The following is a 14,922-nucleotide window of genomic DNA, read 5'->3' as shown; positions in this document are numbered from 1 at the left end:
GCCCCTCGCACATATCATGACCGAGCGCTCTCCCGGGCGATCTCTCGCCGGGCCCGTCAGTCCCGCAACACCGCCATGCTGCTCTGGTCCCAGCCGATCCACACCGGCGCGTCGCCGACCGACTGGCCGGTGTCTGCGTCCACGTAGGCGCGCAGCCTGGCGCCCTGCGCCTCCTCGACCGTCAGATCGAGCGCCATGCGCGAGCCGAGGAAGGTCTTGCCGGTCACCCTGCCCTGCACCGCGTTGGCGGTGGCCGGGCGCTCGGCGTGGAAGCCCAGCCGCTCGAGCCGCACCGAGGCGGTGATCGGCGCACCGGCGCGCGGTACCCCGCCCGGCGCGTGGCCGCGCAGCGTCGTGCCGAACCAGTCCATCACCACCGCGTCGCCCTCGGTGCCGCGCAGTTCGCCGGTCAGCAGGTTGGTCTCGCCGATGAACTCGGCCACGAAACGCGAGGCCGGGTGGAAATAGAGCTCTTCCGGCGTGCCGTCCTGCTCGACCCGGCCCTTGTTCATCACCACGATGCGGTCGGACATCGTGAGCGCCTCTTCCTGGTCGTGGGTCACGAAGAAGAAGGTCTTGTTGGTGCGGCGCTGGATCGACTTCAGCTCCTGCTGCACCTGCCCGCGCAGCTTGGCGTCGAGCGCGCCCAGCGGCTCGTCGAGCAGCAAGAGCGCCGGATCGGGTGCCAGCGCGCGCGCCAGCGCCACCCGTTGCCGCTGCCCGCCCGAGAGCTGCGCCGGGTAGCGGTCGCCATAGGCGGTGAGCTCGAGGAAGGACATGATCTCGTCCTGCCGCCGCGCGATCTCGGCCTTGCCCATGCCCTTGAGCTCGAGCCCGAAGGCGATGTTCTGCTTCACCGTCATATGCGGGAACAGCGCGTAGTCCTGGAACACCATGTTGACGTTGCGCTTCTCCGGCGGACGCCTGGTGACGTCCTCGCCGCGCAGCAGCACCCGGCCCGCGGTCGGCTGCTCGAAGCCGCCGAGGATGCGCAGCGTCGTGGACTTGCCGCAGCCCGACGGCCCGAGGAAGGTCACGAACTCGCCCTGCGCGATGTCGAGCGTCAGGTTGTCGAGCGCGGTGGTTTCGCCGAAGCGCTTGGTCACGCCTTCGAGGCGGACGAGAGGATCATTGGCCATGGCTCAGCTATCCTTGTTCATGCGGCGGGTGAAACGCTCGGCCCAGACGCCGATCACGGCGGTGAGGATGAGCGCCACGGTCGCGATGGCGTTGATCTCGGGCGACATGCCCGATTTCAGCTTGGCGAAGATCAGCACCGGCAGGGTCGGCTCGTAGCCGCCCAGGAAGAACGAGCGCACGAAGTCGTCGAAGCTGAGGAGAAGGCAGAAGATGCTCGCCCCCATGATCGCGGGCACGAGATAGGGGAAGGTGATGCGCAGGAAGGCGATCAGCGGGTCGGCGCCAAGGTCGCGCGCCGCCTCGATCTGGCTTTTAGGCAGGGTCGAGAGCCGCGCCATGACCACCAGCACCACGAAGGGGACGTTGTGCACCGCGTGGCTCCAGACGATGGCGCCCATGCCCGGCTCGATGCCGAGGTAGCGGGCGTAGATGCGGAAGGCGATGGCCGAGATGATGCCGGGGATCAGCGCCGGCAGCACGGTCATCCCGAAGATCGCCGCCCTGCCCCAGAACTTGCGGCCCTCGAGCAGCACCGCGATCCAGGTGCCGACCACGACTGAGATCAGGGTCGAGAGCACCGCGATGGCGACCGAGTAGCCGAAGGCCGATATGGTCTCGGAGTCCGCGAAGACGCTCGCGTACCAGTCCAGCGTCCAGGACTTGATCGGAAAGCCGATGAACTTGCTGTCCTTGAAACCCATGGTGACCATGAGGATCAGCGGCACGAAGACATAGGCGACGAAGCCCCAGTAGAAGCAGGACAGCAGGATGCGGTTGTGACGGGTCATTTCGTGTCTCCCTTCCGCAGCGCGCTCATCAGCCGCTGGAACCCGGCAGTGATCGCCAGCGCCGCGAGGAACATGATCACAGCAAAGGCCGCGCCCGTGGGCCACTCGTCGCCCGCCACGTGGAAGAAGCCGGCGATGGTCTCGGCGAAGACCGTGGTCGAGGGCCCGCCCAGCAGGACCGGCGTGGCGTAGAAGCCGGTCGAGATCAGGAACACCAGCGTGCAGCCCGAGGAAATGCCCTCGAGCGTCAGCGGCAGCGTCACCCTGCGGAACCGCGTCCAGGCCCCCGCGCCGAGGTCGGCCGCGGCCTCGTTCAGCGATTTCGGCAGCTTCTCGAGCGCCGAGTAGAGCGGCAGCAGCATGTAGAGCGCGGTCAGGTAGACGATGCCCACGCCCATGGAAAAGCTCGTGTACATGAAGGGGATCGGCCGGTCGATGAGCCCGAACCAGCGCAGCACCATGTTCACCGCCCCGGTGTTGCCGAGCAGGATCATGATGGCGTAGGTCCGCACGATCTCGCCCACCCAGAACGGGATCAGCAGCAGCAGAAGCAGCAGCATCCGGTTCTTGGGGCTGACGTGACGGGCGAGAAAATAGGCCACCGGGTAGGTCAGGACCAGCGTGCAGAAGGTGAAGGCCGCCGCGAAGATCAGGGTCCGGAAGAACGGCATCCAGAAGATGCTGTCGCCGAAGAAGCGGACGTAGTTGTCGAAGGTGAAATGCTGCTCGACGTTGGCGGCGACCGGGTAGGCATCGGTCAGCGAGACGCGCAGCATCTGCAGCATCGGCCCGAGGTGCTGGGTCAGCACCCAGAGGATCGGGAAGACGGCGAGGATGACGAACTGGCGGCGCGGCGAGGCGGTGGCCACCTGCACGAGCGCCCGGTATGGCGCCCAGCTTGCCAGCCGACCCCAGAAGGTGCGGTCGGAGGCATGCGCAGCGACGGTCCCGCGTTCCTGCCGCGCGGATGCGTCATAGGACATGGGGTCTTCCTTTTCGACAGGAATGACGACGGATCTGTGGGGTCTACCGCCCGCCGGATCGATATCCGGCGGGCGGCGGGCGAAAGGCTCCGTGAGTGTGTTTACGCGGCCTTGATCGCTTCCACGGCGGGATCGACGAGACCGTATTTCATCTCGTTCGCCTCGGCGCGGAAGAACTGAAGGTTCGCCAGCTCCTCGTCCGGGAAGGACGTAGATTTCTTTTCGAGGTCGGAAAGGTGGTTCGACGCATCTTTGTACGTCGAAATGAATCCCGAGGCCTTGGTCATCGCCGCACCGATCTCGGGGCTCGAGAGGATGGCGTCGAGGAAGGTGTAGGCGTTGTCCGGATTCGGGCAGTTCTTGGCGATGTTGTAGGTGTAGACGAAGCCGTAGGAGCCCTCTTTCGGGATCGCCATGCCGAGCGGGAAGCCGTCGTTGATCAGCGCCGCCGCCGGGCCGTTCCACGAGTGGCCGAGCACGATGTCCTGGTTGACGAACATCTGCTGCACCTCGGCGCCGCCGTCGTAGTACTTGCGCACCAGCGGCTTCTTCTCGATGAGGAAGGCCTTGGCCTCCTCGACAATCTCCGCGGCCTTGGCGGGGTCGTCGAGATAGGCGACCATGTTGCCGTCGTAACCCATCATCAGCATGACGATCGACATCATGTCCTGAATCACGTAGGCGGTCTGGCCCTTGTAGGTTTCGCTGAACAGCGTGTCCCAGGTCTGGGCTTCCTCGGGCGAGACGATCTCGGAGTTGTAGGCCAGCACCTCCATGCCCGACAGGATCGGCGCGCCCCACTTCTCGCCGTTGATCGTGGCCCAGTCGGATTCCGAGAAGGTCGGGTTGATCTTGCCCCAGTTGCTCAGCCGGTCGGTGTCGAGCGGCGCCAGCAGGTCGCTGTCGATGAACTGCAGGAAGCGGTGGCCGGCGACGGTCATGATGTCGACCGTCGGGTTCGGCTGCTCGGCTGCCAGCAGGTTGAACTGCTTGCCCTGGTCGTCGACGAGGCGGACGTTGACCTTGATGCCGGTCTCGGACTCGAACTGCTCCTTGAAGGCCTCGGGCACGAAGTCGTTGTAGGTCCAGATGTTGACCTCGCCGCCCTGGGCGTAGGCGCGGCGCAGGTAGGCGGGGCTCGCAAGCACCGCGCCGGAGGCGGCTGCGGTGTTCAGGAACTTGCGTCGGTTGAGGATGAGCTTGGTCATGTGTTCGCGTCTCCCTGTGGGTTGGGTATCCGTATCGTTTTTTGTTCAGGTCGCCGCAGCGGGCGCCTTCTGCAGAAGACCGGTACGGGCGGCCTCGCGCAGATCGTCCAGGCTGAAGCGGTCGAGCTCCAGCGCATTCAGTATATCATTCTCAGCGGTGAAATCGCGGCCATACATCGCCGAGAAGATCCTGATCCCCGCCTCGTGCAGCTCGGCCGGGGCGCCGGCGAGCCGGCCCAGAACCGCAGTGGGCTGCAGGCCGTAGGGCACGTCCTCGGTCACGTAGCGGCTGTCCGCGGTCGCGGGTCCGGTGCCGCCGTTGCCCTGCGCGTGCATCTGCTGGTTCATCTCCGAGACGCTGGCCTCGGGAACGTGGAAGCTCTGCGAGAAGTGTTCGAAGATGGTCTTGGTCTTCAGCCCCAGCGCCGCCACGATGGCCAGGCGCTCGGCGTCGAGCGCCTCGAGCAGCGACCCCACCTTGGGGGTGACGTTCTGGCCCTGCGACCAGGTCTCGCCGCGCTCCATCCGGGTGATGTTGCCAAGCGCGATGCCGAGGTGGTTCTGCGGGTTGAGGTTCGAGAGCGTGATCGCCAGCAGCCCGTCGCGCGGCACGAAGACATCGCCGAAGAGCCGGGTGCAGACCGCGCGGGCGCAGTCGCTGCGGGTCTCGGGCACGGTGCAGAGATCGACCTTCTTGCGCACCGTGTTGACCTTGACCGAGGCGCCCTCGCCCCGGCGGCCGGTGACCGCGGTGGTGCCCCATGCGGTGATCGTCGGCGTCACGCCGCGCGCGGCGCAGAGCTGCATCAGGTAGACCGCCCCGAACGAGGCGTGCGAGCTGATGATGACGTGCTGGCCGTCGCGCAGATGCGGTGCCAGCGCGTCGAAGACCGGCTTGTGACCGTAGCCCGGCAGCGCGATCAGGATCGCGTCGTTCTCGGCCACGAGCTGCTCGGCCGAGCCTGCCACCCGCGGGATGAAAGAGGTCTCGACGCTGCCGGTGGCGGTCAGCGGGGCCCCGGCCAGCGCCGCGGTGGACGCCCCCGAGGGCGACCACAGCATCGGGTGGTGACCGTTTACGTGCAGAAGCGCCGCCGAACCGAAGGCGATGGAGCCGGCGCCTGCGATACCGATCCGGCAGGGGCTGCCCTGCGCCTCGGTCATGCAGAGACCTCCTCGCGCACGGGATCGCCCAGCACGTGCATCAGCCGGTTGGCCCAGCCGAAGAGCGACGACGACAGGATGAGATCGAGGATCTCTTCCTCGGAGAGCCCCGCCTCGCGCAGCGCCGCCATGTCCTCGGCCGTGGCGCCTACCGGCGCTTCCGAAAGCTTGCGGGCAAAGTCGAAGATCACCCGGTTGCGCGGGCTCAGGTCGGCGTTCTCGCCCTTGGCGAAGAGCTCGTCGGTGACGCTGGTGTCCTTCTCGAGCTTGGCGTGGCGGTCGGCGTGGACCGCCGCGCAGTAGATGCAGCGGTTGACCATCGAGGCCGCCAGCGCCCCCACCTCGCGCTCGGCGCGGGACATGCCGCCGGCGTCGTACATGATGGCGTTGAACAGCGGCGAGCGCACCTTGAGGCTCTCGACGTCATGCGCCAGCGTCAGAACGTAGGCCGAGACCTTGGTGTTCGAGGGCGTCACGCTCAGCGCGTCGAGCTGTTCGGGCGTGGCCTCGTCGAGCTTCACCGGCGTGACGCGCGGCTGCCATTGCGGGACGGTGCGTGTGAACTTGTGGACGATGCGGCTCATGCGGCGGCTCCGGTCATCAGACGCAGTCCGGCGACCACGCGCAGTTGGTAGGCAAGGAAGGCGACGAGCTCGCAGAGGCGCACGATGTCGGCGTCCGACACGCCCGCGGTCTGCAGCCCGGCGATGTCCTGAGCGTCGATGTTGCGGGTGTCGTTGGCGACCTTGTCGACGAAGGCCATCAGGTGAGACAGCCCCTGGTCGGTGCCGTCCTGCGCCGGATCGGCGAGAGCGGCGCTGCCGCCCGCGCGGGCGGCGTAGCGCTCAGCCAGCGCCGGTTCACCGCCAAGCGCGGCGACGCGGGCGGCCAGCGCCGCACGCAGCGGGTGCGGGAAGGCGCCGGGGTCCTTGGGGGTCAGCACCGCGTCCTCGGCGGCCTGCGTGGCCTCAATGATGTTGGCGCGGGTCTCGGTGGCGGCGGCCGTGGCGCTGCCCGGGGTGACGCCCGCTGCGCTCAGAGTGGTGGTGTCGAAGATGCTCATGCAACCTGCCCTTCTTTGGCCGAAGCCAGCTCGGTCTCGGTCCATTCCGTCCCGTCGAGCTCCGGCGTGTCGTAATCCAGCATTGCCTGCCAGTGTGTTTCCAGATCCTCGGCGTAGAGCGTCGCCGCCATCGCCCTGGCGAGCCACGCTGCGCCTTCCGAGACACCCGGGATGTCACCCGAGACCTTCCCGAGGCTCGCCGATGCGCCGTAGTTGAAGCAATAGACGTTCTTCAGCCATGGCACCTCGCCCGCGACTTTCTCGCGGAAGGTGAAATCCTCGTTGAGATAGGGGAAGCGGCCAAGATCGGCCTGCTCCTCACCCTCGGGCGGGGTGTAGACGTCCTGCCAGAGCTGGATGCGGCCTGCAACCTCTCCGAATTCGGTGCGCGCCATCGGGTCGATGATGAAACCGGTGCCGAGGATGACGAAATCGCAGCGGTGGCTGGTGCCGTCGGCGAAGCGGATCTCGATCTCGTCGCCGTGCTGCTCGATGGTCTTCGTGGCCTTGCCGAAGTGGAAATAGGCGTTGGGATGGCGGCTGACCCGCAGGGTCGAGCCATGCGGCGACGGCGTCTGCGTGGAGAAACTGTACTGCATGAAGCGCCAGCGCCATTCGTCGGGCAGCCCCGCGAACCCGGCGGTGAACCCATAGGAGCCGATGCCCATCATCTTGTTGACGGTCGGCATCTCCTTGCGGCGGATCAGGTGGCGGACCTCGGCGGCGCCATGCTCGAGCGCCTCGGCGGCGTTGTCCACGGCCGAAGCCCCCACCCCGATCACCGCCACGCGCTTGCCGCGCAGCGTGTCGAAATCGATGTCATCGGCGCTGTGCGCCCAGAACCGCCGGTCCAGCCCCTGCACGAAACCCGGGATGTTGGGCCCGCCGGTGCCGTCGCGGCCGGTGGCGAAGACCAGCTTGCGGCAGAGGATCGTGCCCTCCTCGGCGCCGGAGACGGTGAGCCGGAGCAGGTCGCCCTCGGGCTCGACCTTGTCGACCGAGACGCCGTTCTCGACCGGCACGCCGGCCGCCTTGCGGTACCAGCGCAGGTACTCCATCCATTGCGGCCGCGGGATCTTGTCGAGCGTCTCCCACGCTTCGGTGCCGAACTGCGCCCGGAACCACGCCTGGAAGGTCAGCGCGCCGTGGCCGAAGGCCGGGCCGGTCAGCACCTTGGGCGAGCGCAGCGTCTCCATGCGGGCGTAATTCAGCCACGGCCCCTCGAAGCCCTCGGGGCTGCGGTCGAGCACGCGGATGTTGCGGACGCCGCCGGAGGTCAGGCCCATCCACGCCACCATGCCGCACATGCCGCCGCCGATGATCACCACGTCCGTCACACCCTCGCGCGCGGGCACCCAGTCCTTGCCGGGGTAGCACAGGAACTCGAGGTCCTCGCGCAGCCGCGCTTCGAGCACGTCCAGGCCCTGACCGTCGATCGGCGATGCGCCGTACGTTGATGCGTCGTTCGTTTGCATACGAATCATCCTCAGAGACATCCTACGAGAAAATCATGTTTCGTTTCAGCATCAAGCTGGGTGTTCCGCCCGGAAACCGATGCGCAAGGTCTAGGGGATGGGCGCCGGCATGTCGATGCCCGCGCCACCCCGCCCCCGGCGTCCGCCCCGGGGCATCCCGGCACCGCCCGCGATTTGCGCTGCGTCGCCCGCGCACGGCACAGGCGGCAGTCACGGCTGGCCCGCATCAGGAGACCAGGCTCGCGGCTTCGGTCGGGGCAGGCGCAAAACGGGCGGTTGACGGGTCACACTCGTAACGTGACCGGTAGTCTGGGGCCTCGCGGGCCAGATTGTCCACCGCCCGGATGATCATATCGGCCTTTTCGTCGGTCATCAGGGCCGAAAGATTGAGCCGTACCCAGCCGGGCTTGGACATTTCCTCGCCCCGCTCGAGCGCGGCGAACATCGCGTCCGAGGCCGCCTCGTCGAGCCCCAGCAACCGGTGCGCGTAGGAACCCGCGCAGGCGCAGCCGCCGCGGGCCTGAATGCCGTGCAGGTCCGACAGCAGCCGGGTGAAGAACTGGTGGTGCACCAGCCCGCCCTCACCGTCGCGCACCCGGAACGAGAAGATCGGCAGCGCATCGGGGCGCTGCAGCCCCAGCATCTCGATCCGCGGATTGTGGCGCCAGACCGCCTCGGCCCGGGCCCGGAGCGCCGTCTGCCGGGCGTCGAGCCAGTCCTGCCCCAGCGCTTCCTTCACAAGCATGACCAGCGCCACGCGAATATCGCCGATGACGTTGGGCGTGCCGCCCTCCTCGCGATGGGAGAGGCTCTCCGAATAGCGATGCCCCCACGGCGAGACGAAACTCACGGTGCCGCCGCCCGGCAGGGTCGGCGTGCGGCGGCGGGCGATGGCGTCGCGCAGCACCATGACGCCCGACGCGGCGGGGCCGCCGGGAAACTTGTGCGGCGAGAAGACGATGGCGTCCTTCTCGGCATCGGTGCTCTGCTCCATGCGCATCCGCACGTAGGGCGCGCCGCCGGCGAAATCCCAGACCGCGAGCGCGCCGTGCCGCTTCAGCAGCCGCGTCACCGCGTCGGTGTCGGTGACGATGCCGGTGACGTTGGAGGCGGCCGAGAAGCTGCCCACCACCAGGGCCGCGCCCTGCGCAGCCACGAGCGCACGCTCGAGCGCCGCCATGTCCGGACCGCCCTCGCCCGCCTCGGGAATCTCCACGACCTCGGCGCCGGTCTCGCGCCACGGCAGCAGGTTGGAATGGTGCTCATAGGGCCCGACCAGCACCACGACCCGGCCACCCGCCGCGAGCGTCGCGGGAATGTCGAGCAGGCCGACGATGCGGTTGATGCCCGCGGTGCTGCCGGAGCCGGTGAAGACCACGCTCATGCCCTCGCCCGCACCGGTCATGCGCGCGATCTCGGCCCGCGCCGCCTCGCGCAGGCGGGTGGCATAGGCGCCGCAGAACGACGCCTGCGTGTGGCTGTTGGCGTAATAGGGCAGCACCCGGTCGCGCACGAAATCCTCGACCTGGGCCAGCGCCCGCCCCGAGGCCACGTAATCGGCGTAGACCAGCGGCTTCGGCCCGAATGGCCCGTCGATGGTCGCGTTCTCCCCGATCAGCCCGGCGCGCAACCACTGCGGCAGATCCGGGCGCTTGAGCGAAAGGGCGAAGTCGTCGAGGGGGGCCATTAGCATCTCGTTTCGGGGAAGGTCTGGCAACCAATATGTCACCGCGAAATCGAGAAGACTTCACATATTTTCACCTTCCAAGCCACAATTTTCTATCATATGATCCAATAATGTCTCTAAAACTCGATCACATTGACCACCGCATCCTCGCCGAACTGCAACGCGACGCCTCGCTCTCGCAGCGCGCACTGAGCGAGCGTGTCGGCCTGTCGCAGAACGCCTGCTGGCGGAGGCTCAAGGCGCTGGACGCCGCCGGCGTCATCCGCAACCACACGGTGGTGCTGGACCGCAACCAGCTGGGCGCAGGGCTGGTGGTCTTCGTGATGATCAAGACGCGGCACCACTCCGCCGCCTGGCTGAAGCGCTTCCGCACCCATGTCTCGGCGATCCCGGATGTCATCGACTTCTTCCGGATCGGCGGCGAATACGACTACCTGCTGAAGATCATCACCCGCGACATGAACAGCTATGACGAGGTCTACAAGCGCCTGATCGAGGAGATCGAGCTCGAGACCGTGACCTCGTATTTCGCCATGGAGGCGATCGAGGAACAGCGTCCGATCCCGATGTGATCGTGCAGATATGCCTTTAAGGCGCTGAAAATTAACCTCTCTTCAGGTGAATGTAAAAAACCTTCACATCGACCCTTGATAAGCACCGTCCGGGTTCCGATCTAGCATAATGTGAAAGACATTCACATTGAACAACGAGAGACAAAGGACACCGCAATGACCGCCGCTGTGCACTATGAAGACCGCCCCGCCAATCCCGGGTGGCTCAAGCGCGCCGAGGCATGGCTCGACGAGCGCGGCAGACCCGCCTGGATCGTGGCCATGGTACTTGGCTTCATTTTCTTCTGGCCGATCGGACTTGGCCTTCTCGCATACATGATCTGGAGCAAACGCATGTTCGGAAAATCCTGCCGCCACCGTCCTGACCGTCACGCCTATCGTCACGGCTTCAACGCGATGCGGCCCTCGGGCAACGCCGCCTTCGACGCCTACAAGCTCGATACGCTGCGCCGGCTCGAGGACGAGCAGAAGAGCTTCGAGGACTTCCTCCAGCGTCTGCGCGAGGCCCGCGACAAGGCAGAGTTCGACCAGTTCATGGACGATCGCGCCCGCAACGCCCGCGACGTGAAGGAAGACGAGAAAGAGGACGCCTGAGCGCGTCCCCCCCCATGGCCCCACCCCGGGGCCATGGGCTACACTCCACGTAACCTTATCCCCGCCCCCCAGACGAGAGCCCGGATGTTCACCGACGGATCCTATTCGCAACTTCCCGACCCCGTGCGCCAGAGCGCCTTCTACGACAGCGTGACCCTCAAGCGCGGTCTCGCGTGGATCGTGGACTCGATCATCGTCGCGATCCTGGTCTTCATCGCACTGGCCTTCACCGCCTTCCTCGGCGCCTTCTTCTTCCTCGCATTCTGGATGGTGATCAGCTTCGCCTACCGCGTGGTGACCATCGCCAACGGCTCGGCCACCTGGGGCATGCGCCTCATGGCCATCGAGTTCCGCGACTGGCGCGGCGAGAAGCTCGATTTCGGGCAGGCCTTCATGCACACGCTGGGCTACACCGTCGCCGTGTCGGTCGCCCCGCTGCAGATCGTCTCGATCGTCTGCATGTTCGCCACCGAGCGCGGCCAGGGCCTGTCGGACCTGCTGCTGGGCACCACGGCGCTCAACAAGCGGGCATGATCCGGGGCGGCGCCTGGGCGCCGCCAGCTGCCTCCGCCCGACGCACCTCCGCGTGATTTGAATTGGCCCGCCGGCTCCCTATTTTCGGGGGGGTTGGCGGGTCTTCGATTCGTTGCTACGTTTTTCTCCGGAACAGCCGACAGGATCGATATGCGCCATTCGCTGCCGCTTGCGCCGCAATTCTATGTGACGGCCCCGCAGGCCTGCCCGTACCTGCCGGGACGCATGGAGCGCAAGCTCTTCACCGCCCTTCAGGGCGACAACGCCGAGAAGCTGAACGACAGCCTCTCGAAGCAGGGATTCCGTCGTTCGCAGAACGTGCTCTACCGGCCGTCCTGTTCGGATTGCGCCGCCTGTCTCTCGGCCCGCATCGACGTGCGCCGGTTCGAGCCCACCAAGAGCCAGCGCCGCACGCTCCGCCGCAACGACAACCTCGCGCGCCGGGCCTCGAGCCCCTGGGCCACCGAGGACCAGTTCTCGCTGTTCCGCCGCTATCTCGACGCCCGCCACGCCGATGGCGGCATGGCCGACATGGATATCTTCGAGTTCGCCGCGATGGTCGAAGAAACGCCGATCCGGTCGCGTGTGGTGGAATACACCGACCGCGAGAGCGGCGCGCTCAAGGCGGTATGCCTGACCGACGTGCTCGATGACGGCGTGTCGATGGTCTACTCGTTCTACGAGCCCGAGCTGCAGCGAAAGAGCCTTGGCACGTGGATGATCCTCGACCATGTCGAGATCGCCCGCGAGGCGGGGCTGCCGTATGTCTACCTCGGCTACTGGGTGCCGGGCTCGCCCAAGATGGGTTACAAGGCCCAGTTCGGCGCGCTCGAGGTCTACCGGCGCGGCCGCTGGGAGCGGATGATGGACACGGCGGATTACGCGGAAGAGTGCCACCCGCTCTCGACCGATCCGATCGCCGAGCAGGTCGCCAACATCTCGCTGCCGGACTCGCGCGGCTGAGCGCGACGCGCCTTTCGCGAGCCATCCTGACATCAAGGCCTGACCAAAAGGCGCGCCCCGCGGGCGCCCCGGCCCCTCGCTCAGCGCGAGAGGCTTGCGGTGATCTGCGACGAGAGCTCGGCGATGGCGGCTCCGGTGGCCTGCGCGATGCCCGCGGGATCGGCGCTTGCCATCGGCACGGTGATCGCGAAACGCTGGATGCGCTCGCGCACCACGCGGTCGTAGGACGACACCGCGAACTGCCCGTCGAGCGACAGCGTGCCGTTGGCCCGCGCCACCATCCGCGACACCGACACGTGCACCTGCGCCTGCGCGTCCTCCTCGAGCGGCCAGGGCTCCGGCGCGACCGCGGCCGAGGACGCCCGGCCGATCTGCTCGGCGATGGCCAGCGTCACCGCGCGGCGGGAATCGTCGGCCCAGAGCGCGTTGTCGACCTGCGTCAGCGCCCCGTCCTCGCCCTCGAGCAGGATCTCGGACGCCTCGGCATAGGCCGGCAGCGACACGTCCATCACCTCGAGGGTGGAGACCTGCAGGCGGCTGGTGCCGGACTGCACCGGCGGGTCGATGAGGTAGCGCGGCTCGGCCCCGCAGGCGGCAAGGATCAGGGCGAAGGGCAGGATGCGATGAAACTTGAAGCTCATGGGTTACCGTCCAAATAGCAGGGAGTTGGGGTTGCGCTCGATCTGGCGGGCGAGCTTGGTGAGCGCCTCGGCGGCCTCGCGCACTTCGCGCAGTGCCGCCACGGTCTCGCGGTTGAAGCTCGAGTTCTCGCCGTAGCCCCGGACCGCCACCTCGGCCTCGCTGACGAGGCTCTCGATCCGGGCCGAGAGGCTGGGCAGGCTCTGCGCCGCCTCCTCGATGGCCGCGGCGGCGTCGCTGGCCGAGGCCAGCGTGGCGTTGGCGTTCTCGACCACCCCGCCCTCGCGCAGTTCGGCAAGCACGGCGCGGATCTCGTCCAGCGCGTCGCCGATGCTGCCCGGCAGGGCGCGGGCGTCGTCGCTGTCGATCAGACGGTCGGCGCTGTCGAGCAGGGCCGAGGCCTCGGACACGAAGCCTTCGAGATCCAGCGAGTTGGCCTTCTCGACCAGTTGGCGGAAATCCTCGACCAGCGCCGGCACATCGGAGGTGGCGCCCGAGAGGTCGTCCGCCACGCCGGTCACCGTGTCGGCGGCGGCAGTGGCGCTTTCCAGCGTCTCGGCGAGCTTGCCCACCAGGTCGGCGGTGCGCAGGTCCTCGATGATGCCGCGCAGTTCCAAGACTGTGGCGTTGAGCTCGCCCGGCAGGGCCTGGACCTCGTCGCTGCCGATCACACCGCGGGCGTCGTCGAGCAGGCCGGTGACCGCACCCGGCACGCTGCGCAGGTTCTCGTCGCTGGCAAAGCTCTCGATGGCGCGCAGGGTGGCGACCGCCTGCTCCATCAGTTCCTCGACCGGCAGGTTGTCGACGCGCTTGAACAGCCCCTCGGCGGTGGCAGCGACATCCGGCAGGTCCGAGGCCACCGAGGGCAGCACCGGCGCCTCGGTGTCGAAGATGCCAAGAGCGGCGGGCGCGGCGTCGGGGATTTCGGCCAGCTCGATCATCAGGTTGCTGCTGAACAGCCCCTGCGAGGCCAGCCGCGCGCGCAGACCGCCCTGCACCGCCTCGGAGAGGAAGCGGATGGTCTCGGCCTGCGGCGCGTCGGCGTCGAGCCCGAGCGAACGCGGGTCGATCTGGATCGACGCGCGCAGCTTGACCTGCTGACGGCCGCTGGTGTCGTCGATGAAGGCACCGATGCCGGTGACCGAGCCGACCTTGAGGCCGCGATAGGTGACCGAGGAGCCCGCCTCGAGACCGCGCACGCTCTCGTCGAACTCGACGACCAGGTCCACGGCGTTGTCGAGCGTCTCGCTGAACACGCTGTCGCGGGCCGCGCCTTCGTCGTCGAAGAGGTCGAAGACGTAGCGCGAGCCAACCGGGCTGCCGCCGGAGAACACCGTGTCGAAGGCGACGCCGCCACGCAGCAGCGAGGACAGCGAGCCCACCGACAGGTCGAGCCCGCCCGGTCCGAAGTTCACGTTGAAACCCGAGGTGTTCCAGAACCGCGTCGCGGTGGTGATGCGCTTGTCATGGGGAGCCTCGATGAAGGCGTCGGCGATGACCCCCTTGCCGGAATCGAGCAGCCTCGGCGTCTCGATGCGGCCGACCTCGACGCCCTGGTGCAGGATCGGCGCCCCGGCCGAGAGCATGCTGCCGTTGGCGGCGCGCAGCACGATGCGCGTGCCCTCCATCCCCGGCTTCACCAGCGGCGCGGAATCGAGCCCGGTGAAACGGGTGGCCTCGGCCCCCGCCTGCGGCTCGAACGCCGCCTCGAGATAGACGCCCGAGAGCACCGTGTTCAGCCCCGTGATGCCCGAGGCGCTGACCTCGGGCCGGACGACCCAGAACTGCGCGTCGTCGGGCAGCGACGAGGCCACGTTGTTGTCGACCCGCGCCTTCACCAGCACCGAGGTCAGGTCGGACGAGAACGCGACGTCCTCGACCACGCCGATGTCGACGTCGCGGTAGCGGATCGAGGTCTCGCCGGCGACGATGCCGGCGGCGTTCTCGAAGGTGATCTCGATGCGCGAGCCGCGCTCGGAGAAGCTCTTCCAGGCGATGCCGAGCGTTACCGCGAGCGCCAGGATCGGCACCAGCCACGTCAGCGACAGGTTCCGCCAGATGGACCGCTTGGGCCCCTCGATCTGCATTTCCGCCGGGCGCGGTTCAGTCATC

The 14,922-nt window shown here is 67.5% G+C and carries 15 protein-coding genes; 4 read left to right on the top strand and 11 right to left on the bottom strand.

From position 1 onward, the window contains the following. Positions 1 to 56: 56 nt before the first annotated feature. From BLQ77_RS07745 to BLQ77_RS07705, 9 genes are all read right to left on the bottom strand, one after another. Positions 57 to 1,139: an ABC transporter ATP-binding protein gene (locus tag BLQ77_RS07745; RefSeq protein WP_089957527.1), complete on the bottom strand. Its 1,083-nt coding sequence runs from the start codon at positions 1,137 to 1,139 to the stop codon at positions 57 to 59. A gap of 3 nt (positions 1,140 to 1,142) precedes the next feature. Continuing rightward, entirely contained in the window at positions 1,143 to 1,928 is a 786-nt protein-coding gene (locus BLQ77_RS07740) for an ABC transporter permease (RefSeq protein ID WP_089957524.1), read from the bottom strand. After that, positions 1,925 to 2,911: an ABC transporter permease gene (locus BLQ77_RS07735; protein WP_008885751.1), complete on the bottom strand. Its 987-nt coding sequence runs from the start codon at positions 2,909 to 2,911 to the stop codon at positions 1,925 to 1,927. The genes BLQ77_RS07740 and BLQ77_RS07735 overlap by 4 nt, the downstream gene beginning before the upstream one ends. 101 nt (positions 2,912 to 3,012) lie before the next feature. Then, complete coding sequence (locus BLQ77_RS07730) at positions 3,013 to 4,119, bottom strand: ABC transporter substrate-binding protein (RefSeq protein WP_089957521.1); 1,107 nt, start codon at positions 4,117 to 4,119, stop codon at positions 3,013 to 3,015. 45 nt (positions 4,120 to 4,164) lie between these two features. Beyond that, positions 4,165 to 5,283 (bottom strand): NAD/NADP-dependent octopine/nopaline dehydrogenase family protein, encoded by a 1,119-nt coding sequence (locus BLQ77_RS07725; protein ID WP_089957518.1) that lies wholly within the window; start codon positions 5,281 to 5,283, stop codon positions 4,165 to 4,167. Next, the gene (locus tag BLQ77_RS07720) at positions 5,280 to 5,867 is read right to left on the bottom strand and encodes a peroxidase-related enzyme (protein WP_089957515.1); all 588 of its coding nucleotides are present in this window, start codon (positions 5,865 to 5,867) and stop codon (positions 5,280 to 5,282) included. The genes BLQ77_RS07725 and BLQ77_RS07720 overlap by 4 nt, the downstream gene beginning before the upstream one ends. Then, positions 5,864 to 6,346 (bottom strand): hypothetical protein, encoded by a 483-nt coding sequence (locus BLQ77_RS07715; protein WP_089957512.1) that lies wholly within the window; start codon positions 6,344 to 6,346, stop codon positions 5,864 to 5,866. Before BLQ77_RS07715 ends, BLQ77_RS07720 begins: the two co-directional genes overlap by 4 nt. Next, positions 6,343 to 7,821 carry an NAD(P)-binding domain-containing protein gene (locus BLQ77_RS07710; protein ID WP_089957509.1) on the bottom strand — a complete coding sequence of 493 codons (1,479 nt, stop codon included), beginning with the start codon at positions 7,819 to 7,821 and terminating at the stop codon, positions 6,343 to 6,345. Before BLQ77_RS07710 ends, BLQ77_RS07715 begins: the two co-directional genes overlap by 4 nt. Before the next feature lie 226 nt (positions 7,822 to 8,047). Next, positions 8,048 to 9,508: an aminotransferase class V-fold PLP-dependent enzyme gene (locus tag BLQ77_RS07705; RefSeq protein ID WP_089957506.1), complete on the bottom strand. Its 1,461-nt coding sequence runs from the start codon at positions 9,506 to 9,508 to the stop codon at positions 8,048 to 8,050. Positions 9,509 to 9,618: 110 nt separating this feature from the next. Here BLQ77_RS07705 and BLQ77_RS07700 point away from each other — a divergent pair, with 110 nt between their 5' ends. The 4 genes from BLQ77_RS07700 (at position 9,619) to BLQ77_RS07685 (ending at position 12,171) form a co-directional block, all read left to right on the top strand. Then, a complete protein-coding gene (locus tag BLQ77_RS07700) occupies positions 9,619 to 10,080 on the top strand; it encodes an Lrp/AsnC family transcriptional regulator (protein ID WP_008886160.1) in 462 nt (153 codons plus the stop codon). A 156-nt stretch (positions 10,081 to 10,236) separates the two neighbouring features. Beyond that, positions 10,237 to 10,674, top strand: coding sequence for a DUF2852 domain-containing protein (locus tag BLQ77_RS07695; protein ID WP_008885034.1), 438 nt, complete (start codon positions 10,237 to 10,239; stop codon positions 10,672 to 10,674). A gap of 84 nt (positions 10,675 to 10,758) precedes the next feature. Continuing rightward, the gene (locus tag BLQ77_RS07690; protein ID WP_008884768.1) at positions 10,759 to 11,208 is read left to right on the top strand and encodes an RDD family protein; all 450 of its coding nucleotides are present in this window, start codon (positions 10,759 to 10,761) and stop codon (positions 11,206 to 11,208) included. A gap of 150 nt (positions 11,209 to 11,358) precedes the next feature. Continuing rightward, the gene (locus tag BLQ77_RS07685; RefSeq protein WP_089957504.1) at positions 11,359 to 12,171 is read left to right on the top strand and encodes an arginyltransferase; all 813 of its coding nucleotides are present in this window, start codon (positions 11,359 to 11,361) and stop codon (positions 12,169 to 12,171) included. A gap of 80 nt (positions 12,172 to 12,251) precedes the next feature. Here BLQ77_RS07685 and BLQ77_RS07680 read toward each other — a convergent pair whose 3' ends face one another. Together BLQ77_RS07680 and BLQ77_RS07675 are read right to left on the bottom strand one after the other, a co-directional pair. Then, positions 12,252 to 12,812: a PqiC family protein gene (locus BLQ77_RS07680; RefSeq protein ID WP_089957502.1), complete on the bottom strand. Its 561-nt coding sequence runs from the start codon at positions 12,810 to 12,812 to the stop codon at positions 12,252 to 12,254. 3 nt (positions 12,813 to 12,815) lie between these two features. After that, on the bottom strand, positions 12,816 to 14,921 hold the full coding sequence (locus BLQ77_RS07675; protein WP_089957499.1) for an MlaD family protein: 2,106 nt from the start codon (positions 14,919 to 14,921) through the stop codon (positions 12,816 to 12,818). Between the last annotated feature and the right edge of the window lies 1 nt (position 14,922).

It is taken from the genome of Salipiger thiooxidans (assembly GCF_900102075.1).
Classification (GTDB): Bacteria; Pseudomonadota; Alphaproteobacteria; order Rhodobacterales; family Rhodobacteraceae; genus Salipiger; species Salipiger thiooxidans.
The sequence above is the reverse complement of the archived record's forward strand: the minus strand, read 5'-3'. Positions and strand labels throughout refer to the sequence as shown.